Raw genomic sequence first — 21,221 nt, 5'->3', positions numbered from 1 at the left:
GGAGATTGCAGTATTTTGTATTCAGTAAATTAAATAGCCCGAATTGGTTACTGCCAGCATTACAGCGAGGTACTAAAATACTTTTAACGCTGGCTGACATAATCGGCGAGGATTTTCAAGTACTCATCATTTACCAATTTTCTGGGGGCAAATACGGCTGTTAAAAAAGTTAGAGATTTTGAATGCGCGACTTTTTCATTCATCATGGAATGGTCGGCTTCAGGTAAATGGATGACGGACAGCAGCTCTGAAGGCACCTTCTGTCGATATACTCGTTCAGTATCTTTTACATCAACGTTAATATCTTTTCCAGCCAGAACCAAGAGTACAGGAGAATTAAAGTAGCCTAATTCTTCGGTGGAATCAGACCGGAAATTTTTGCCTATAAAGCTCCATCTTTCTTTGGAAATCAAATTGTCTGGGTTGGCTATTTTCAGGTATTCTTCATAAGAAGCTTGTTTTTGTAGTAATTGCAAAATCTGTTGATTGTAGTCCAATCTCTTTGTAATTTCTTGCGGAGTAGCCCCTTCCTGTTCCATCTCTTTTCTGGTGTTAAATTGCCCTTGTGTAATCCAGTTCACGGCGGGCGATACAAGGATGCTGAAAGCAATATTGTGCTCCTTTTTAACGATCTTCGGAATGACCCATCCTGCTTGACTGGCTCCCCATAGGCCGATTTTTTGCTTATCAATCATCGGTAAGGTTCTTGCCCAGTCTATTGCATATCGGATCTCCTGTGCCCGGTTCTCCATGCTTTGATCCTGCCAATTTCCAGGAGCGCCATTAATACCGGGCTTATTCAAGGATAAGGAGGCGTAACCCTTGGAAGCGAACCTTTCCCACAGTGGTTTGTATCCATCATCATATGTGTCATTGATAGGACCATCCCCATGGACAAAAACAACCAGTCCAATCTTTCCCGAGTAGTCCTTAGGCAAAGCTAATGTACCCGTTAATACCCCTTTAGGAGTCGTAATTTGTATTTTTTCTTCCGTCATCTTGTAGGAATTTTGATATAGAATAATCAATATTAAGGCAACAGCTAGACCTGACGCAATACCAAGGGTAAGCTTGGATGTTTTTTTCAACGGTGTTCTCTCCTCGAATGCAGTTTAGTTTCTTTCCAAGTCATCAGATGCCATACAGGCTCCTTGAACCAAAAATGCCGCAACCCATTGCATTTGGATTGTTCTACTTCAAACGCTAGTTTCTGATACAAACGGATGGCACCTTGGTTCTTATGCGCTACATGAAGCGTCAACACATGAAAACCGGATTCAACCGTAAATTGCTGTGCGAAAGCTAGAAAACGTCGTCCTATTCCCTGATTACGATGACTTGAGTGAATCGCCAAATGATCAATATAGCACTCATTTGCGGCAGGCTTATATTCCAGCGCATGCATACCTGTCAAAAATTTAAATACATTGAAGCAGCCAAACTGTTTTATGAGCGGAGCCCATGAAATGGGTTTTGTTTTAGGAAGCGAAGAGGAAGGTGCTTTCCATTTAAGGGAGAGAACACCGACAACTTCTTGGTTCTTTTTAACTACAAATTGCTTCATAGTTGAAGGATTAGGGTCTTGAACCCAGACCTTCATGAGTAACTGCTGTATATCCTGATCCTCCAGTGTAACAAGAGCTTGAAATTTAGTTTTAAATGATTCCACTAAGAGCTTACATACAGCTTCATAATTTTGCTTTTGATAAGCAACAATGTCAATTGATTCTGGACTCATGTAACGGCCTCCCGCACTCTAAGAAGTTTATTTTACTTTTACTTGAATCTCATATTGCAGCTTGTTGTTGTCGAACATGGATAGGTAGGATTTTTCTACTAGAATAATCTTGCTTTGGCACTTATATTGGTGCTGAGTGACATAGCGCTCTAATTGTTGGATTTCATACTCAATCTCGTCGTCTTCAGTGACGGAAAAATGCTTATAAAGATAGCTGCCTTCTTCCAGCATATAGTCAGCTGTATCTGTCATATCTGTCGTTTCATAACATAGCTTCACTTGTCCAGAGTCAGATAGATAATGCAGATCATTTTCAAATAACTGAGGTGGAGCGGGTCGTTGTTCGAATAAATCCCTGGCAGTGAGCTCTTGATCTCTCTCAAATGCAAACCACAGCTTTAAATGTCGGGGACCTAGCAGCCTAATCTGATACTCATTGTCCTGATGAGTGAGGTTATGATGTTCTTTTAGCACTTTGTGAATAAACTGTTCGAGCAACTTCAAATTAGTTATTTCATCCTGTACCCTCTGCAGCGAATCCTCTAAAAGCTGGTTGTAATCATCGGCAGCGTAGGAAGTCATGCATTCTTCAATCTGACCCACAGAGACATTTAATTTACGTAGCAATAAAATATGGGAAAGCTGATAAATTTCATGAAGCCCGTACATTCGATATTGATTTTTTTCTGTGTATGACGGATACAGGATCCCCTTTTCTTCAAAATATCGCAGTTGATGTACAGATACATTCATAAGCTGTGAAAGCTGGCTGATCGTAATGTGTTTTTTCAATGACAAGACTCCTTATGGTGTAGTTGAATAACTTCACTATAAACCTTAGGTCAGACCTAAGGTCAATAGCAAATTGACGACAGCAAAGGATGAGCAAATGAACGAACATAAATGATTTACCTGTCAGTGATAACCCGTTATAATTATAAGATTAGTGAGCATAAACAAGATGCTTAGGATGAAGGTTAGAATGGGGAAATCATGTTGAAGACTTTCAAAAAGGTATATATTGAAATTACAAGTATCTGTAATCTCGCTTGCAGCTTTTGCCCTCAGACGCAGCGTGTTAAAAAATTTATTGATCCGGTAATTTTTCGCGACGTTCTTGACCAGGTCAAGCCGCATACGGATTTCATTTATTTACATGTAAAAGGAGAGCCGCTGCTTCATCCGAAAATTGATCTTTTGCTGGAAAGCGCTCATGAAAAAGGTTTGAAGGTGAATATTACCACCAACGGCACTCTGCTACCCAAAACCGGACATAAGCTGTTGGGTCAACCCGCGCTACGGCAGATGAATTTTTCGCTTCACAGCTTTGACGGGCATGAAGGCTCGGTAGATCGGGAAGGGTATTTGGGCAATATTTTTATGTTTGTAAGGGAAGCTGTGAAGCATAATGTCATTATTTCGTTCCGTCTCTGGAACCTGACTCAAGATAATTTGACTAATGTGCAGCGTCAGCGCAACCGGGAGACACTTGAGCGACTGGAGCAGGAGTTTGGGCTGGACTACCGGATTGAGGAAAAGGTTATACCTGGGAGTGGGATTAAAATTGCCCCCAACGTTTATTTGAATCAGGATCACGAATTTGAATGGCCTAGCCTGAGTGCCCCGGAGGATGATGGCAAAGGCTTTTGCCATGCGCTTCGCAGCCAGGCGGCGGTATTGGTGGATGGAACAGTTGTCCCTTGCTGTCTTGATGGGGAAGGCGTAATTAATTTAGGTAACGTGCATGAGCAATCTTTTTCCGACATTGTTGAAGGGGAACGTGCAAATCGCTTGTACTTCGGGTTCTCCAAGAGAGAAGCGGTGGAAGAGCTGTGCCGCAAATGCGGTTACCGTAAACGATTTGGAACATAATTGAGATTTGGCAGGTGGAGACTTCGAATCTCTGATAGACCGCTACCCCCGTTTTGGAGTTTAGACCCATAGGGAAAAGCCGCTAAACAACAAGGATTTCTTGGTGTTTAGCGGCTTTTTTGCGTACGTGAAACATGTTCACATTCAACTGTTAGCCAGCGCTTTGGCGTGTTGTTTGCCTGCCGAGAGAAGGCTGTCACTCAGTTCAGGATCATTAACAGAACGTGCAAGCACAAGAGAACCGACCATACTGCTGAACAATGCCCTAGATTTGGACAGATCCATTCCCGCCAAATTGGAGATAAACGTAATCATTCGTTCCAATTCCTGCGTGAATATCTGCCGGATTTCTTCGGAAGAACGGGCTATGTCTACGGAAAGGGCAGGAATAATACAGCCCATTTCTGTTCGATCACGGTGATGGGTGCTTAAATAGTAGTCGATGACAACATTAATTTTGGGATCTTGCTTTTCTTGGTCAACGGCCTTCTGAAGAAGTGCAAGGGTATTACTGACGGCATAGCGACAGGCTTCGGCGACTAGCTGTTCTTTATTATCAAAGTGTGAATAAAACCCGCCGTGAGTTAATCCGGCGCCTTTCATAATAAAAGGCACACTTACATCGTGGATACCGTTGGCGCGAAAAGCCTGGGCAGCACTTTCAACGATCTTACTCCGCACTTTCATCTTATGGCCTTTTGGATAAGGCATTGTAATCACTCCACGGCTTCATAATGCTAACTTCAAAATATTATAACCATCATAATAAAACGTGTCAATTGGTCTACTTGCCACGACAACTTCAGCATGGCTGATCACGACTATTGACGTATTTAAAATATGATGGCTATAATATATTATGATCATCATATTTAGATCAGGCTATTTTAACAGGGGGTATTTGGTTATGAGCAAGCTTGAATCTGTAGATACACTGGTCATTGGATCAGGTCCGGGAGGTTATGTGGCGGCATTGCGTTCTTCTCAGCTTGGAATGAAGACAGCGATTGTCGAGCGCAGTCAGCTAGGTGGAGTCTGCACGCATGTGGGCTGCATTCCATCTAAAGCTTTAATTGCCGAAGCACATCGCTATGAGGTACTCAGGCAGTTCAATCAGACAGATGCAGCAGCGTCATTCGTGAATGCTCAAGCTTTCAAACAGGGGATTGTAACTAAGCAGGCAGGCGGAGTCGGCTATTTAATGAAAACGGCAAGAGTGAGCATTCTGGAAGGGGAGGCAAGCTTGGTTGACGAGCATACAGCCATCATCAAGGAACATGGAGCGGAACAAACGATTTCCTTTAAGTATGCCATATTGGCAACCGGTTCCCGTCCAATCGAGTTGAATGCATTTCCGTTCGGAGGGCGTATTTTATCTTCTACAGAGGCGCTTTCGCTTTCGGAGGTTCCAACCAGTCTAGTCGTCATAGGCGGTGGATATATCGGCGTTGAGCTTGGACAGATGTATGCCAAATATGGAACAAAGGTAACGATTCTGGAGGGAGGGGAACGGGTACTGCCGGGATTTGAGACGGACCTTGTGGCCCCTGTTGTTAAGCAGTTGAAAACAGATGGTGTAAGCATCGTAACTGGGGCGACAGTCGAGAAAGCCGTACAGAATGCGGATACCATTACGCTGCATTATTCAAAAGATCAGGAGCAGCATCATGTCACCGCAGAGTTTGTTTTAGTTACTGTAGGCAGAAAACCGAATACGGATGGCAGGTTAGGACTGGAGCGCATTGGCTTGCCAGTGACGAGCAGGGGATTGATCGAGACAGACGAGCAGTGTAGAACGGCTATTCCGCATATTTTTGCCATTGGAGATATTACGGCGGGTCCAGCGCTTGCCCATAAAGCTTCCTATGAAGCGAAGATCGCGGCAGAAGCGATTGCAGGTCAGGCTGCTAAAGTGGATTATAAAGCCATACCGCTGGTTGTCTTTTCTGAACCGGAGCTGGCTAGTGTGGGCCTAAGTGAAACAGAAGCAAAGGAAAAATCCTTACCGATTGTTATTGGCAGAGCTTCTTTTACGATTAATGGCAGGGCATTGGCATTGAGAGCAGCAGAGGGGTATATCAAAATCGTAGCAAAACAGGACTCGGGAGTCGTGCTGGGTGCGCAAATCGTGGGTGTCGAAGCGTCAACGCTCATTTCGGAACTTGCTCTGGCTATTGAGATGGGAGCAACCGTAGAAGATTTGGCTCTAACCATTCATCCCCATCCTACACTGGGAGAAGTAATCATGGAGGCGGCGGAGAACGCGGTCAGAAAAATGGACAGTACAAAGTAGAGGCTCCGTACGAAATCACTTCATTACCTGTGAGAATAATTATCAACTATAATGTATTATAGTTTGAATATGAGTGCGAGCAGGTACGTGGATGGTTTGGATCGGGGGCTGAACAAAAGCAATGAAATTAAATGATCACATCTTGCTGTGGAATCATGTTTTTATACAAGTGATGGATGTTCGTCATAAGAAAATGAGTAAAGGGGAGGAGTTGCGGAGCTATAGACTTCCGGCTAGTGCGTTCTTGTTCACTCTGCGCGGAAGTGCGCGAGTGCGGCTGGACGACAGCATTCATAGGGTGGGGCGTTTCCATGTGCTGCATGGGGGAAAAGGGATGTGCCTAAGTATGATTACGGAAGATGTGCTTGAATATTACATCATTCTGTACAAGGCAACGTTAGCCCTGCCCGGTCGTAAGGAGATTGCACAATTGTTGGAAAAGGAAAATCCTTTTCAGAATCAGTATGCTTTCGCACCTCATTACCCGCTGCCCCTGTATGATAAAGTAAAGCTGTTGGAGCAAGAATGGCGTGAAGCTTCCGGACTTGGAAAACTGCATGTCAAAGCCTTATTTCAACAATTAGTATATGAGTTGTTGCAGCAGTTGTATCGGCAGGGCATTGAACCCCTTAAGCCCGACTTGGTAGCGCAGGCTGTAGCATATATTCGTGAGTACTCCAGCCGATCTATGACACTTGAGTCCATTGCAGAGGAACTGGAGTGTAGCACCGGGCATCTATCAAGGCTGTTCAAGAATAAAATGCATACCAGTCCGATTCATTATTTGGGTCAGGTACGGATAGATCGAGCAGTTCAGCTTTTAATGCAGACGGACGCCACTTTACAGGAAATTGCGGAGAGTGTGGGGTATCCGGATGCTCATTCATTAAGCCGCAGCTTCAAGAAATACAAGGGACTTTCTCCTGTACGATTCAAAAAAGAACGGCAGCATCATGTCAGGAAGCAAGATCAGGATATGCCCCAAACGATGCTAACATATGCCCTTCAGCAGACTTCTTCCACACGTTATACTGATATTGATTATCAATATCGGTATAATGCGGAGGGAGATTTATTTATGCACGGAAGAGTCAAAATGACCGCCATGATGATTATGCTGTGTTTATCATTGATGCTGGGAGCTTGTTCAGCTCCTGCCAATACAAATGGAAGCTCGCAATCAGAGGCTAATCCTACAACGACATCATCCAATGGCGATAGACAAGTGACAGTGCAAGCAAAGACAAGAACAGTATCGACACTAAAAGGAGATATAGAAGTACCTGCAAACCCGAAACGAGTTGCATCTGATCAGTATATGGGTCATCTTTTTAAACTGGGAATTATTCCGGTAGGGGTCAGAAGCTTTATGCTGAATGAGGCTTGGATTGATAAATCAGGATATCCCAAAGCGAAATTGGCCGGAATCAAGGATCTCGGCGAATTTCCTATGAATCTGGAGAAACTGCCGGTTCTGCAACCGGATTTAATCATAGGTTCGATAGAAAAAAACATCGATAGCTACCAAAAGGTTGGAACAACTGTGTTCCTGCCATATTGGGAGGGCGAATCTACAGCGAGGCCGCTGGATAAATTCCGCAGAATCAGTGAAATCTTTGGCAAGGAGAAAGAAGCCGAGCAGTGGATCACTGAATATGAGAATAAAGTCGCAAAGGCCAGAAAGAAAATTGACGGTATCGTTAAGGTCGGAGAGACGGTTTCGATCGTGCAGGTCGCGAACAAATCAGTATATGTTTTAGCGGCAGAAGGCGGAAATTACGGAAGTCCAATCATTTATCAGATGTTAAAGCTGCCACCTACGAAGAAAGCATTGAACATGAAAGAAGGATTTGAAAATATTTCGCTTGAGGTTTGCCTGAGTCTACAGGGGATCATATCTTTGTGTACGGTTCGGAAGATGAGGGGGCCAATCAAGTTCTGAATAGTGAGCTATGGAAAGGCCTTCCGGCTGTAAAAAAAGGACAGGTTTATATGTATGGCTCATTCAGCGAAAAGGGCGATGAGTTTGTGATGGAAGATCCTTATTCGCTGGAGCTTCAACTCGACACGATTGTTAATATCTTATTAGCCCACAAAAAATAAAGTTTTATATAACTTTAAAAAATCGGCCCATCTCCTGATTCGTGCAGAACGTGTATACATTTCCGATAAATTATTGTGCCGACAATCAAGCTAGTATTTATGATTCACCACAATTCAATGCTTTTGGGCTTGTTGTATAGATGAAGCAATAAAAAACAGTGAGTTTCCTCACATAAAACGACATATTCCGACACCTGAATGCCATATTCTAGTAAGTGTTGATAGGCTATAATCGTAGCAAGTGACAACTGATTGTCACTAAAATTTATTAGAGTCAGGATCGGTGGTTCAAATAATGAAGCTGGCAACAAAATTAACTTGGATGATGCTCGTCATGTTGTTTCTCGTAGGATCCTCCATTGGATACTTCGGATATCGTACCGCTTACCATCAAGTGGATGAAGCTGCAGGGATCGAGCTGGTGGGCTGCGCCAATATTACGACCGGTCTTATAGATCCTAAGGATATATCAGCTCTGGTCAGTGGAGATAAGAGCAAACTTGCTGCCGTTGAAGACCGGATAGGCTGGATCGTGGCACATAAACCTATTTTTAAAGAGGCTTTCATTCTCTCTCTGGATGGAAAAATTCTCGCCGCCGATGCCAACTTCAAGCAAAGAGGCTATCAAGCTGGCGATTCCTTCTACTTCACGGACGAAGACAAGGAAATGATAACTACTATGAAGCATTCCGCATACTCCAAGGTTTATACATATGAAGGAACCTCGCTCAAAACCGGATACGGCCCCATTTATCAGGACCATGATCCCACCAAGCCCATTGTTGCACTGATGGCTATCAATTTTGACGGCTCGTTAATTCAGGAACGAACGTTGGATATTATTGTTCAGCCCTTCATTATTGGCGGCTCCATCTTCATCGTGGCTATCCTTGTCGCTTACCTGTTGATTCGCCGTATGGTAAGTCCGCTTACCAAGCTGTCAACCTCTGTGAACACTATTACAAAAGGCGACCTTACCCATGAACCGCTTCTCTTCAAAAGCAAGGATGAAATCGGGAATCTGGCCCGCGACTTCAACGATATGACAATGAACCTGCGCAACCTGATTACTCAGGTCAATGACACCTCCATGCTGGTCGCATCTTCCTCCCAGGAGCTGTCTGCCAGCGCCCAGGCAACGAACCGTGCCGGAGAGCACAGTGTGAATGTTACGATTGAGCTGGCCGATGGGGCGCATACCCAACTGCAGAACCTGGAAGGAAGCTATAAAGCCGTTCAGGATATGTCACGCTTCATCAGCAATATTGCTGGCAATGCGGACATCGCGATGAATAAGGCCGCCGATAATGTTCAGAAAGCGCGTCTTGGCCAGAAATCGATGCATTCCACCACCTCCCAAATGGGAGTTGTGAGCGAAAGCATCGGTGATCTCTCAAGCATTATTGATACGCTTAGCAGTCATTCCAAGGAGATTGAGAACATCGTCGGCACCATCGCCAGCATCGCCGAGGAGACCAACTTGCTGTCGCTGAATGCGGCGATAGAAGCTGCGCGCGCCGGAGAAGAGGGCCGGGGTTTTGCCGTTGTCGCCGGCTCCGTCCGCAAGCTGGCCGAACGTTCGGCCATATCCGCCAGACAAATCAGCGAGCTGGTCAGTCTGATTATCCCCCAAATCGACAAGGCGTGAGAAACTATGAAGCGTTCCACGGACGAAATGCTACAGGGCAAGGAGCTGATCATATGGGCCGGACGCTCCTTCTCTGAGATCGAAGTCTCCGTATCCGATATGTCTGCCCAAAGCGAGCAAATATCAGCCACAGTCCGGGAGTTGGCGCTGATCTGCGAAGGGCTCGTTGAAGCCATTCAGAATATCGTTACGGTCTCTAATCATACGGCTGAAGGGGCGGAGTCCCTGTCCACCTCTTCGGAGCAACAGCTTGCCGCCATGCAAGAAGTGGAATCCTCCGCAGCGCTCCTCTCCTCACTGGCCGAGAAGCTGCAGGTTTTGGTGGAGAACTTCAAGATTTAGGTTTCGTGCTGAACGTGTATACATTTCCGATAAATTATTTGGTTCATAGAGAAATAAACCGCTAAATACGAGGAACCCTGTATTTGGCGGTTTTTTATGGTTATTTTATGATGAGTCAGCTCAGTCACTTATGGTAGTCGTCACTGTGACGTTGTTGACAGAGGTTGAGGAGGCGCTAGTGTTGAAATTAATCGCCTCCAGGACTACCGTTGCACCAACAATCAAGCCTGTATTTATAATTAAATTAGCAGCGGTAAGCGTCGTTAATCCGCCTCGCTGCAAAGTGCCACCTACGAATATATTGTAGTAGCCGCTGCTTGTCGGAACCGTAAGTCCATTGGCAGCAACTGAAGCACCGCTATCATTCGTGAAGCTTTGTGCCGGAATGGTGGTTACTCCTCCCACGATGTTGCCCAGCACTACGGTAGCTGTATAACGATTAACAACAGGAGTGAAATTAATATTCGTTGTGACGTTAATATTTCCGCTTACTATACTGTCTGCTTCCAGACGTATTCTAATAATAGACATAGGAATTCCTCCATTCCTAATATTCCAGATATATCTCATAGTTTATGTCTATCATCTGGATATGGATTGGATGGGGATGAGTCTCTGATCATAGATTTTTTATCAAGCTTCTTTGGGCCCGGGTGACAATTCGTTTGGTTTCCTTCGTATCCGAAGTCTCCAGCCACGCAGCACACACTTGAAGCACCCATTCGGGATTGGTTTTACTGGCATCATTCAGCCAATTGCCCACAGAGTCCTGAACATATTTGGCAGGATCGGATTGGACTGCTTCCAAAAGTGGAAGTGCCAGCTCCGGGTGTTCTTTTAATTCCGGAATATGCTTGGCCCAAACACCTTGTGGTCGAGTCGACTCGATGGCAAAACGACGGATATTAGCATCCTGATCTCGTACCCATTCGTTTAACAGATCAAGCGCGTCAACCAATTGCTTGGAAATAGGCTCTCTCACGGCCATCCAGGCAATTTCACGCACTCCGAAATGGGGGTCCGCTGCAAAGGGGCGAATGCCTGCCAATTTTTGCTTAATACTTAAACGGGGGTCAATCCCAACGATATAGGCAGCCCAACAGCGAATGCTGTCTGAAAGATGGGATGCCATCACATCGAACATTCGAGTACGTTCTTGATGTGTTTGTTGCTCGAACAAGTTCAGCCATGCTTGGGCAATCGCAGGGATTATTTTCATGATCTTCTTTTCCTTCAGATGATCCAATTCGGACAGAAAGATATCGGATGATCGCTGCAATCCAAACTTAGCAAGTGCATTTTGTAGCAGTAAAGCATGGTCGACAGCTAGCCATTCGGTGAGGTTCACCGTCTGAAGCTGTCCTTGCTGTAGCAGGTGAAGCACATCATCAGGAATGTCTGTTCCCTTGCGAGCCCCTTTTCGTTGTAATATCGTATCTGTAATTGGGATTTGTTTAATATCATTATCCATACTTTGCCCCCGCCTGTGTAGATCAATCGAGTGATCTTGTTACGATTAATTTAAAGAGAACGAAGAACATTTGATTGTCCATTTCATCCACTCCATATCGTAGGTTTTCCAAGTAGCTATACGATACTTCTTTTCTCTGAACTATAGATGTAATGTAGTTTACAACTCCGACAGCTTTTCCCGATGGATGTAAATCGTTTTAAACCCGGTTTGAATGACCTTTTCTTTGACAAGCTCCTGTAGAGCCGTCGTTACAGCTTCTCGGGTGGCTCCGACCAGATTAGCGATTTCCTGGTGGGATAGCGGGAAATTTATTTTGTAATACTCATCATGACTTTGGAGGGCAAACTGATCGGACAGCCTTAAAAGAACATACAAAATTTTATCCTGTAAGTTTCCCAAAGCTAGATGCTGGGCCAAACGGCTCATACCCGAGATTCGGTCGCTCAACACCTTGATCATGTTCATCATGAATCGGGGATGTTGTATTAAAAAATGCTCAAATCGGTCTTTGTCCATCCGGCAGATATCGCATTCTTCTATCGTTTCTATATACATATCCCGTGTCCCTAATGAAATGATGTCCATATCACCAAATACATTTCCTTCGCTGAGAATATCCAAAGTAAATTGCTTACCATCCGCATTCAGCTTGTACAGACGGACCCTTCCCTTTTTCACAAAATAAAGTCCTTCGGAAAAGGTATCCGGGGTTTGAATAAATGTGTTTTTCGGTAGGGTCGTAATCGAAGTCATTTGATCCATCTCAACTAAATCTTCTAATGATAGACTATCAAGCAGATTGAATTGGGACAGGTATTGAATGCTATTCATGTGTTCTCCTTATGGTTGCTTGTGGTGTACAGAATCATAATACAATTATAGCTTCTCCAAGGAGCTTTGGCCTCCTAATGCTCACTTGTTTATAAAGTAGAAGGGTATGACGCTTGGAGAATCAGGCGATTTTATGTTAAAGAGGGGATGGTATAAAATAGAGATATAACTACGAGATACATACAGAAAGAAGGCTTGATGATGATCAAATTAAAAGATATCGGTAATTTTGACGTTCTTCCCGAGATTGTAATGCATATCGTTGAAGGCAATATATCTGCTTTACGTCAAGCGCTGACGGAAGGCTGGGATATAGAACAAGGAATCGTACTCAGCAAATATACCACGTTAAGTCCATTGGATATTACGCTTATTTCCGGGCAGTTGGATGTGTTGAAGCTGCTGGTGGAACAGGGGGTTCAACTCAATGTGAAAGACAATCCGGCATTCCTGACGGCTGTTCGCTATGGTACAGAAGAGATCGTGCGCTATGTGGTTGCCCATGGTGCCAAGCTGGACGGGAAAAATCATGTGAAATCAGGTGCTTATGAACAAGCTTACTACGGTAATAAAAAGAATATCCCGCTTATTCATGAGCTTGGCCTGGATATCAAGCAGCATGGTGGAGCAACGCTGCGCAATGCGGTTAGTGAGCATGACTCAAAAACGGTAGCTTTTCTGTTGGAGTATGGTGTAGATATTAATTTCAATGCTCCTAATATGGTATATCCTTATCAAGCCACGCCTTTAACCGTAGCGGCCCGAGATAATAATTTTGCGATGGTGAAGTATCTGGTCGAGCTAGGCGCTGATGTGACGCTGACGGAAAAAGACGGAGAACGGGCATATACGATTGCCATATCTAATAAAAACACGGAGATGGCAGAGTATTTAAAGTCTGTGGAGCCTCCGGAATTTCATAGCCTGGAAAATAAACGACATGCCTTAAAAAGCTACAAGCTCCCTAAGGACCTTGAGACCTTCCTGACGGGTGACCAGCTTCGTGTGAATGTACCTGAAAATGATTATGATATTGGATTTGTTGAATTTTTCTCATTGGTAGATACCATTGAAATGAAGGTGGGGCGGCAAAAGCTGCTGCGTCTGTCTTTGGAAATAGATAATTACTCAGATATTATGCTGGTGTGGAATCCGAAGAAGAAGTGTGTGGGTTATTATGATGAGGAGCATCAGGAATATGCGGATGTATGCAGTTTTGCCGATTTTCTGGCACAGCCGCAAAATTATTTGGAGAAGATTATGGAGGGGGAGCTTCTATAATCTTCTCTCTCATCAGGATCAGGAGCTGCTGCGAATAAGCTGAATGAGGTTCAGGGCAGCGGCAGATAGAGGTTCATTTTTGCGGGTACAGATAGCGATTGAATTATGAAGCTGGATGTCTTCGACGTATACCCGGCACAGCTCGCCGCGTTCTACATACTCGCGCACGACCAACGAAGACACAAAGTTCGCACCGTATCCGGCAATAACTGCGGTAATGGCCTCATGCAATCCCGTGAAGTTCAGGGTGATCTGGGGAGCTGGAGCATTGTAGGTTCGACATAAGGAAAACAATCGCTCCCGTGTCGAGCTTCCCTTTTCACGCATAACAAGGGGTTCATGCATCATCTCTAATAAAGTGGCCTGCTGATTAGCGTATCGGTGATCCGGTGCGACGACAAACCATAGCTCATCACGGAACAATTCTTCTGTCTCAATCGTATCCGGGTGTTGCTCCGGTAGTCCCCCATAGACGGCAAAGTCCACTTCTATATTTAATAGCTGCTTCAATGCATCATTGGAATTGGTTGTGTTAATCGTCATTTCAACGTGTTCATATTGTTGCTTGAACTTCGCAATCCAGGTCGGAATTAGAAAATGAGCCGGTAAATAAGTAGCAGCCAGCCGGATATGCCCATGGGTTCCATCACGATAATCCTGTGAGAATTGTTCGATTTGCTGTTCAACGGCAAAGAGCCGTTTAGCGAGTAAAGCAAGCTTTTCACCAGCATCGGTCAAGGCAATTCCTCTTCCCAGCGGCATGAGCAGTGTGAGGGATATTTCTTTTTCGAATTTTTTAATTTGAGCGGTAATAGCAGGTTGGCTGATATTTAATAGTTCAGAGGCTCGTGTCACACTTCCGGTGGAGGCGACCACATGGAATAAACGTAACGCATGCAGGTTCATTGTAGAACTCTCCTTTTCGATCATTCATACATTCAGATTATAAATAGAGCAAAAACATATATTATTTTTATAATAATAATTCATTTACAATCAAAGTGTAAGTTAATCCAAAGGAGAGTGGAGCAAATGAATCAAACGGACATATGGGATCAAGTAGACCAGTATATTTCGGATCGTCTCATTCCGCATGATGCTGTTCTGGAACAGGTATTGGCTGCTAATCAAAAAGCGGGATTGCCTCCGTATGATGTATCACCCAATCAGGGAAAACTGTTAAATATCTTTGCTCAAATGCAAGGTGCACAACGCGTGCTGGAGATCGGTACTTTGGGAGGATATAGTACAATCTGGCTGGGAAGGGCGTTGCCGAAGGACGGAAAAATTGTTACGCTGGAAGCTAATCCGCTTCATGCTGAAACAGCCCGGTCCAACATAGCGTTGGCCCAATTGGATGGAATGGTCGAACTTCGTGAGGGAGACGCGTTGAAACAGTTAGCACAGATGGAGGAAGAACACGTTGTCCCCTTTGATCTTATCTTTATTGATGCAGATAAACCGAATAATCCATCGTATCTAGCTTGGGCCCTTCGTTTTTCCCATCCTGGCACGGTGATTATTGGCGATAATGTCATCCGGGAAGGAGAAGTCATTCAAGCCTTCAGTACGGACCCTCGTGTACAGGGGGTAAGGAAGTTCTACGACTTGCTGGCTGAAGAAACGAGGATTACAGCTACAGCCATTCAGACGGTAGGGAGCAAAGGCTATGATGGTTTCGTGATCGGAATCGTAAATGGTTAATTGGCGAAAATCTGCTAAGCACAGGGGGACAACCCGAGTGTTTAGCTTTTTTGTTGTGGTAAAATGATGCTGATGGAAGCATCAGAACGTTTTTGAACGTTTACTGCTGAATTCCTATGTAAGAAGAATGAATTTACATAAAAGTAGATGAATTTTCTTTAAAATGTAAACGTAATCATGATGATTGGAGCAGGAATTCACCATTTTGTAAAAAAATGAAGTTGGAATGAAGTTTTTTGAATCTTTTTGAAGAAAAATGATTGTTTTTTGTGAGGTTTATGGTACGATATGAACAAGTTGGGGGAATGAAGATGCTGACGGAAGAAAGATACAAGTTAATAATACAGCGCTTACAAGAACGCGGTGTTGTAAAATTGCAGGAATTGGTCGATCTGTTGGGCGCTTCTGAATCAACGATTCGGCGTGATTTAATCGATCTTGAAGCCCGTCAGTTGCTAAAGCGGATTCATGGCGGGGCTTCCTTGCTGAATCAGAAAAGTCAGGAACCTGGCATGGAAGAAAAAGCATTCAAAAACGTTCAACAGAAAAACGCAGTCGCCCGTATGGCCGCCAAAGAAATTTTGGATGGCGAATGTATTTATCTGGATGCGGGAACAACAACGATGGCGATGATTCCTTACATTGAAGCTAAAGACGTGACGGTCGTGACAAATGGCCTATCCCACGTAGAAGCACTGGTAAGTAAACGAATCAGAAGCTATCTACTGGGAGGGATGATGAAAATTCATACCAAGGCCGTAATCGGGAGTATTGCTCTGCAGAATATGGACAATTTTCGGTTCGACAAGTGCTTTTTAGGAACGAACGGGGTAGATGTGGAAATGGGGTATACAACTCCTGATCCCGAAGAAGCGCTGATTAAACGGCGTGCCCATCAGCTATCAGGCAAAACGTATGTGTTGGCCGATTCCAGCAAGATTGGTGAAGTTACCTTTGCCAAGTTGTTCGAACTGAAGGAAGCTATCCTTATTACAGAATCGGTGCCTGAACGATCACGCCGATCCATTGCTCAGAAAACTAAGATAATCGAGGGATAACGATGATATATACAGTAACGCTGAACCCTTCCATTGATTATATCGTGGAAGTTGACGACTTGAAGCTAGGTGATTTGAACCGGATGAAACGTGATTTGAAACTGCCGGGCGGCAAGGGGATTAATGTATCGCGCGTGTTGAATCAGTTGGGAGCAGACAGCACGGCGATTGGTTTTCTCGGAGGATTCACAGGCAGGTTTATCAACGATACATTGCGGGAAGAATCCATTAAAACTAATTTTGTAATCATCGAAGATGATACACGGATCAACATTAAGCTCAAGCATGGCGATGAGACGGAAATCAACGGCTTGGGACCAGCTATACATGAGCAAGAGGCAGATGCGCTGGTGCAAAAGCTGTCGAGTCTCCAGAAAAATGACATTGTCGTCTTGTCTGGAAGCATCCCGCCGTCACTAGGGGGAGACTTCTATGATCGGTTGATTAGCGTATGCCAGCAGACCGGGGCGGAATTCGTCATCGACACCACAGGTGAAGCGCTGATGAAGGCACTGGTTCATAAGCCGCTGCTCGTCAAGCCGAATCACCATGAGCTGGCTGAGTTGTTTGGCGTTACTATTAACTCCAAGGAGGGGATTGTCACTTACGGCCGTAAGCTACTGGAGGCAGGGGCTAAGAATGTACTGATTTCCATGGCAGGAGAAGGCGCTTTGCTCATTACGGCAAATGAAGTGTACCACGCTAATGTACCGGCAGGAACGGTTAAAAATTCTGTAGGCGCAGGTGATTCCATGATTGCTGGATTTGTGGGTACGCTGGCCCTTCATGGCGACCCGATCGAAGCATTCCGTGCGGGTGTGGCATCCGGAAGCGCAACTGCGTTCTCCGATGATCTGGCTACAAGAGAGAAAATTGAACAATTACGGCCGCAAGTCACGATTTCAAAATGGTAATCCAGCTACATCATGAGCTTATTATGCGTGTGTCTACACGCTGATCGAACTTAGGAGAGTGTGAAAAATGAGAATAACAGACCTGATGATTAAAGAAACGATGATCATGGACTTGCAGGCAACGACAAAAGACGGAGCGATTGAGGAACTCATCGCCAGTCTCGAAGCCAGCGGACGCATTAATGACCGGGCATTGTTCAAGGAAATGATTTACAAACGCGAAGCAGAATCCAGCACCGGAATCGGCGGCGGCATTGCAATGCCGCATGCCAAGACCAAAGCTGTGAATGAAGCGACTGTCGTTTTTGCAAAAAGCAGTAAAGGTGTAGATTTCGAATCGTTGGATGGAGAGCCTGCGAACGTATTTTTCATGATCGCAGCTCCAGAGGGAGCAGCAAATACGCATCTTCGCACACTGGCGGCACTTTCCCGGTTATTAATTGATACCGATTTCATCGGTAAGCTTATGAATACGCAAACACCGGATGAAGTATCCGAGCTGTTTGATACCAAGCAGGCCGAAGTAGAAGTAGCCAAGCAAGCAAAAGAGGCGGAGAAAGAAGCTGCCAAGGCACAGCAAACGCCAGACGTTATCGTTGGCAACCCGGATTCTGACGAGTTTGTGGTTGCGGTTACCGCTTGCCCTACAGGTATCGCGCACACGTATATGGCTGAAGACGCTCTCATTAAGAAAGCGAAAGAGATGGGTGTAAATATCCGGGTAGAAACGAACGGCTCGGAAGGTGCGCAAAACGTACTGACCCCAGATGAAATTCGTCGTGCCAAAGGTGTAATCGTCGCAGCCGACAAGAAGGTTGAAATGGCCCGCTTCGACGGCAAGCCTGTATTGCAAAGACCGGTAAGTGACGGTATCCGTAAATCCGAAGAACTGATCCGCAAAGCGCTGAACGGCGATGCGCCAATTTATCGTAGTGAAGGTAATGGCAGCGCTGAAGAGTCGAAAGCGGAGAAGGGCAGCGTCGGTAGTAAAATTTATAAGGATTTAATGAATGGTATTTCTCATATGCTGCCATTTGTTGTAGGCGGGGGGATTTTGCTAGCAATTTCCTTCTTGATTGAACAGGTAGCGGGAGAAGATAATGTATTCTTCCAACTGTTACAAACGATTGGCGGCGGAACAGGTGCGTTCCACTTCCTGATTCCGATACTGGCCGGATTTATCGCGATGAGTATTGGAGACCGCCCGGCACTGATGCCAGGTATGGTTGGTGGTCTGATGGCTGTAAACTCCAATGCAGGCTTCCTTGGCGGTCTGGCAGCAGGTTTCCTGGCTGGTTATGTGGTTATCTTCCTGCGTAAAGCTTTTGCAGGTCTGCCGAAAACGCTGGATGGCTTAAAGCCAATCTTGTTATACCCAGTATTTGGACTACTAATTACAGGCGCGATTATGTTCTACCTGTTTGATCCGATTTTCGGTGGTATTAATACGTGGCTTGTCAATGTTCTGAACAATTTAGGAACAGGTAATGCGGTTATTCTGGGTCTGATCCTGGGTGGAATGATGTCGATTGACATGGGTGGACCTTTCAACAAAGCGGCTTACGCATTTTCGATCGGTGTCTTTACTTCCAGCGGTAACACGAACGGAGCTATGATGGCTGCTGTTATGGCGGGCGGTATGGTACCTCCGTTGGCGATCGCATTAGCTTCAACGTTCTTCAAAAATAAATTCACGGAGCAAGAGCGCAAGTCTGGCTTGACGAACTATGTACTCGGGTTGTCCTTCATTACGGAAGGAGCAATTCCATTCGCAGCTGCTGACCCTCTGCGTGTCCTAACCTCTTGTATTGTAGGCTCAGCGATTGCTGGTGGTCTGACGCAGTTTTGGCAAATCAATCTTCCAGCTCCACATGGCGGAATTTTTGTAGCAGCTCTTGCCAATCATGCTTTGCTGTTCTTGCTTGCAGTGGCGATTGGCTCTGTGATTTCCGCGCTCATTCTGGGATTGTGGAAAAAAACGCTCGAAGCGAAATAACTGGCATCACAAAAATAAAGAAATAAGAAGAGGGACACACTCCCTCTGGTTTTCATAATAGTAAAGCCGCTAAACACCAGATTTCTGAGTGTTTGGCGGCTTTTTCTTTATGCTAAGTTGGCTTGCATATATAGCTTATTAGTAGTTTTTACATTAGAGCTATCGCATATAAAGCTCCTTAACTAGTTGCATCAGTAGCTTTCGCGCCGAAGACATGTATTGCTGGTGCTGGCTGCTGTGTAATAGTCCAACGGGAATAGCCGGGTCTGTTAACTGTAGTGGAATCGTGATGAGCTCATCCGACACAGGTAACGACGATAGAATTACTCCGACCGAAGGAATTGCTTTTACAAATGACGGTATGGATGAGATTTGACTGACAATATAAAAAAATGGCATCGACGGAAAGTGCGAAAGCTCTTTTTCCAGGCGAATATGGTACAGGCAGCTCCTCCCTCCAACGATCAGCGGGTATTCATACAGGTCTTCTAGATGAAGATCGCTTTTGGCCGCAAAGGGATGATCACGGGATACGATAAAAGCAATCTGTTCGTGATACACAGGTTCAAAGTGCAGGGAAGGAATCGAGTATGGTTCCCCGCAAATTGCAAAATCAAGCGTGTTCTCCATCAGAGCATTCGAGAGTGCATCTGTGTTTCCTACTGTAAAATGGCACGTCATATTCGGCTTATGCTCCCGAAACTGACGCAGAACCTCGGGTAGCACGGTAGCCGCTACCGTTTCAATTACCCCGATATGCAGCGTGCCGATTTCCTCTTTTTTCAGAGACTTGGCCTGATCCAATACATAATTCCAATGCTGAATAAGTCCATCTACCTCTTCCGCATAATATTTGCCCGCAGCGGTTAATTCCGCATCCCATCCTCTTTTAAAAAGCTGAAATCCCAGCTCCTTCTCCAGTCTCTGAACTTGGCTGGTTACTGTAGACTGTGCGTAGTTTAATTTGGTGGCAGCCTTAGAGAAGGTTCCTTCTTCGATAATGGTACGAAACGTGGTTAGCTCTTTCAGATCCATGAACACTCATCTCCATCGGTAAAAATGAATATATTTATGATTATTTTCAATTATACAGATGAAAAAGGATGGGGTAAAATCTTCTTATCCAGACGGACAGGAGAGATGAACATGCCATTTGTACGAGTAGGATACATGGAGGATCAATACACAGAGAAGGAGCTGCCTGGGATTAGCCGCAGTATCATGAACGCTTTGATCGAACATTTTCAGGTGCCGGCAAAGGATTATTTTCAGGTTTTTCATGCTCATAAGCAGAGCGAGTTTTATTACAGTCCGGATTATTTGGATATACCCAGAACAGACAAGCTGCTCTATATCCAAATTACGCTCGGATCAGGCAGAAGTACGGAACAAAAAAAGAGCTTCTACCAAAGGGTAGCCGAACTCTTATCCACCGAATGCAAGATCAGGCCGGAGGATGTATTTGTAACACTGGTGGAAACGGAATTAGAGGATTGGTCCTTTGGCAACGGACTTGCCCAGATGATTTTATAGCTGGAAACTGCACATCTGCATACGATCTGCATAACCGTACATCAGGAACGAAGGGAAGTGTTGAATAAATGAAGCATAAATTAATCACATCGAGTGTACGGGAAAAGGTTGGGGATTTTGCGCCTGCTTTTGTGAACTATACGGAAAATGTTCTTTTTGGCGATGTATGGAGAAGAAGCGAGCTATCTCTCAGAGAACGGAGTCTCATAACCATTTCCGCGTTGGTAGCGGGTGAGCATGGGGGCCAGCTTCCCTATCATCTGAATTTGGCCAAGGATAACGGATTATCGGAAGAAGAACTGGTTGAGGTCATTACACAGCTTGCTTTTTATGTAGGATGGCCCCGGGCAGCCTCAGCTATTCAGGTTGCCAAAGACGTATTTTGCAAAGAAAAAGAAAGTTAAGCATGAATCTAAAAAGGTTTTTTTGGCATG

At 44.9% G+C, this 21,221-nt stretch carries 22 protein-coding genes; 13 read left to right on the top strand and 9 right to left on the bottom strand.

Going from position 1 to position 21,221, the window contains the following annotated elements; all coding sequences use genetic code 11:
- Positions 1-83: 83 nt before the first annotated feature.
- From ACQ4MX_RS05275 to ACQ4MX_RS05265, 3 genes are read right to left on the bottom strand one after another with little or no spacing between them, the layout of a single operon-like run.
- Positions 84-1,088 (bottom strand): alpha/beta hydrolase family protein, encoded by a 1,005-nt coding sequence (locus tag ACQ4MX_RS05275; RefSeq protein ID WP_431089657.1) that lies wholly within the window; start codon positions 1,086-1,088, stop codon positions 84-86.
- Positions 1,085-1,738, bottom strand: coding sequence for a GNAT family N-acetyltransferase (locus ACQ4MX_RS05270; RefSeq protein WP_431089656.1), 654 nt, complete (start codon positions 1,736-1,738; stop codon positions 1,085-1,087). Before ACQ4MX_RS05270 ends, ACQ4MX_RS05275 begins: the two co-directional genes overlap by 4 nt.
- 27 nt (positions 1,739-1,765) lie before the next feature.
- A complete protein-coding gene (locus tag ACQ4MX_RS05265; RefSeq protein WP_431089655.1) occupies positions 1,766-2,530 on the bottom strand; it encodes a MerR family transcriptional regulator in 765 nt (254 codons plus the stop codon).
- A 201-nt stretch (positions 2,531-2,731) separates the two neighbouring features.
- Between ACQ4MX_RS05265 and ACQ4MX_RS05260 the strand changes: the two genes are divergently transcribed.
- Positions 2,732-3,610 carry a radical SAM/SPASM domain-containing protein gene (locus ACQ4MX_RS05260; RefSeq protein ID WP_431089654.1) on the top strand — a complete coding sequence of 293 codons (879 nt, stop codon included), beginning with the start codon at positions 2,732-2,734 and terminating at the stop codon, positions 3,608-3,610.
- Between the two features lie 144 nt (positions 3,611-3,754).
- Here the strand turns inward: ACQ4MX_RS05260 and ACQ4MX_RS05255 are convergent, their stop codons facing one another.
- Positions 3,755-4,321 (bottom strand): TetR/AcrR family transcriptional regulator, encoded by a 567-nt coding sequence (locus ACQ4MX_RS05255; RefSeq protein WP_431089653.1) that lies wholly within the window; start codon positions 4,319-4,321, stop codon positions 3,755-3,757.
- 196 nt (positions 4,322-4,517) lie between these two features.
- Between ACQ4MX_RS05255 and lpdA the strand changes: the two genes are divergently transcribed.
- The 5 genes from lpdA to ACQ4MX_RS05230 all read left to right on the top strand — a co-directional run bounded on the left by lpdA (position 4,518) and on the right by ACQ4MX_RS05230 (position 9,996).
- Entirely contained in the window at positions 4,518-5,903 is a 1,386-nt protein-coding gene (gene lpdA / locus ACQ4MX_RS05250) for a dihydrolipoyl dehydrogenase (RefSeq protein WP_431089652.1), read from the top strand.
- 121 nt (positions 5,904-6,024) lie between these two features.
- Positions 6,025-7,845: an AraC family transcriptional regulator gene (locus tag ACQ4MX_RS05245; RefSeq protein ID WP_431089651.1), complete on the top strand. Its 1,821-nt coding sequence runs from the start codon at positions 6,025-6,027 to the stop codon at positions 7,843-7,845.
- The gene (locus tag ACQ4MX_RS05240; protein ID WP_431089650.1) at positions 7,806-8,006 is read left to right on the top strand and encodes a hypothetical protein; all 201 of its coding nucleotides are present in this window, start codon (positions 7,806-7,808) and stop codon (positions 8,004-8,006) included. Before ACQ4MX_RS05245 ends, ACQ4MX_RS05240 begins: the two co-directional genes overlap by 40 nt.
- Positions 8,007-8,301: 295 nt before the next feature.
- On the top strand, positions 8,302-9,654 hold the full coding sequence (locus ACQ4MX_RS05235) for a methyl-accepting chemotaxis protein (protein ID WP_431089649.1): 1,353 nt from the start codon (positions 8,302-8,304) through the stop codon (positions 9,652-9,654).
- A gap of 6 nt (positions 9,655-9,660) precedes the next feature.
- The gene (locus ACQ4MX_RS05230; protein WP_431089648.1) at positions 9,661-9,996 is read left to right on the top strand and encodes a hypothetical protein; all 336 of its coding nucleotides are present in this window, start codon (positions 9,661-9,663) and stop codon (positions 9,994-9,996) included.
- 120 nt (positions 9,997-10,116) lie between these two features.
- Here ACQ4MX_RS05230 and ACQ4MX_RS05225 read toward each other — a convergent pair whose 3' ends face one another.
- From ACQ4MX_RS05225 to ACQ4MX_RS05215, 3 genes are all read right to left on the bottom strand, one after another.
- Entirely contained in the window at positions 10,117-10,527 is a 411-nt protein-coding gene (locus ACQ4MX_RS05225) for a DUF4183 domain-containing protein (protein WP_431089647.1), read from the bottom strand.
- 88 nt (positions 10,528-10,615) lie between these two features.
- Entirely contained in the window at positions 10,616-11,428 is an 813-nt protein-coding gene (locus tag ACQ4MX_RS05220; RefSeq protein ID WP_431091257.1) for a DNA alkylation repair protein, read from the bottom strand.
- Between the two features lie 198 nt (positions 11,429-11,626).
- Positions 11,627-12,301 carry a Crp/Fnr family transcriptional regulator gene (locus ACQ4MX_RS05215; RefSeq protein ID WP_431089646.1) on the bottom strand — a complete coding sequence of 225 codons (675 nt, stop codon included), beginning with the start codon at positions 12,299-12,301 and terminating at the stop codon, positions 11,627-11,629.
- A 201-nt stretch (positions 12,302-12,502) separates the two neighbouring features.
- Here ACQ4MX_RS05215 and ACQ4MX_RS05210 point away from each other — a divergent pair, with 201 nt between their 5' ends.
- Positions 12,503-13,582 carry an ankyrin repeat domain-containing protein gene (locus ACQ4MX_RS05210; RefSeq protein WP_431091256.1) on the top strand — a complete coding sequence of 360 codons (1,080 nt, stop codon included), beginning with the start codon at positions 12,503-12,505 and terminating at the stop codon, positions 13,580-13,582.
- Between the two features lie 18 nt (positions 13,583-13,600).
- Here ACQ4MX_RS05210 and ACQ4MX_RS05205 read toward each other — a convergent pair whose 3' ends face one another.
- On the bottom strand, positions 13,601-14,488 hold the full coding sequence (locus tag ACQ4MX_RS05205) for a LysR family transcriptional regulator (protein ID WP_431089645.1): 888 nt from the start codon (positions 14,486-14,488) through the stop codon (positions 13,601-13,603).
- A 126-nt stretch (positions 14,489-14,614) separates the two neighbouring features.
- On the opposite strand from ACQ4MX_RS05205, the gene ACQ4MX_RS05200 reads away from it, so the two are divergent.
- From ACQ4MX_RS05200 to ACQ4MX_RS05185, 4 genes are all read left to right on the top strand, one after another.
- Positions 14,615-15,286: an O-methyltransferase gene (locus tag ACQ4MX_RS05200; protein ID WP_431089644.1), complete on the top strand. Its 672-nt coding sequence runs from the start codon at positions 14,615-14,617 to the stop codon at positions 15,284-15,286.
- A gap of 311 nt (positions 15,287-15,597) precedes the next feature.
- Positions 15,598-16,344 carry a DeoR/GlpR family DNA-binding transcription regulator gene (locus ACQ4MX_RS05195; protein WP_044647095.1) on the top strand — a complete coding sequence of 249 codons (747 nt, stop codon included), beginning with the start codon at positions 15,598-15,600 and terminating at the stop codon, positions 16,342-16,344.
- 2 nt (positions 16,345-16,346) lie between these two features.
- Positions 16,347-17,258 (top strand): 1-phosphofructokinase, encoded by a 912-nt coding sequence (gene pfkB / locus ACQ4MX_RS05190; RefSeq protein ID WP_431089643.1) that lies wholly within the window; start codon positions 16,347-16,349, stop codon positions 17,256-17,258.
- A gap of 67 nt (positions 17,259-17,325) precedes the next feature.
- A complete protein-coding gene (locus ACQ4MX_RS05185; RefSeq protein ID WP_431089642.1) occupies positions 17,326-19,254 on the top strand; it encodes a PTS fructose transporter subunit IIABC in 1,929 nt (642 codons plus the stop codon).
- A gap of 159 nt (positions 19,255-19,413) precedes the next feature.
- Here the strand turns inward: ACQ4MX_RS05185 and ACQ4MX_RS05180 are convergent, their stop codons facing one another.
- Entirely contained in the window at positions 19,414-20,289 is an 876-nt protein-coding gene (locus ACQ4MX_RS05180; RefSeq protein ID WP_431089641.1) for a LysR family transcriptional regulator, read from the bottom strand.
- Positions 20,290-20,400: 111 nt separating this feature from the next.
- Here ACQ4MX_RS05180 and ACQ4MX_RS05175 point away from each other — a divergent pair, with 111 nt between their 5' ends.
- Together ACQ4MX_RS05175 and ACQ4MX_RS05170 are read left to right on the top strand one after the other, a co-directional pair.
- On the top strand, positions 20,401-20,787 hold the full coding sequence (locus ACQ4MX_RS05175) for a tautomerase family protein (protein WP_431089640.1): 387 nt from the start codon (positions 20,401-20,403) through the stop codon (positions 20,785-20,787).
- Between the two features lie 68 nt (positions 20,788-20,855).
- Complete coding sequence (locus ACQ4MX_RS05170) at positions 20,856-21,191, top strand: carboxymuconolactone decarboxylase family protein (RefSeq protein WP_431089639.1); 336 nt, start codon at positions 20,856-20,858, stop codon at positions 21,189-21,191.
- The last annotated feature ends 30 nt before the right edge of the window (positions 21,192-21,221 follow it).

The organism is Paenibacillus sp. 8b26, assembly GCF_050626875.1.
GTDB lineage: Bacteria > Bacillota > Bacilli > Paenibacillales > Paenibacillaceae > Paenibacillus.
Note: the sequence above shows the minus strand (reverse complement) of the source record. Positions and strands in the feature narration are given on the sequence as shown.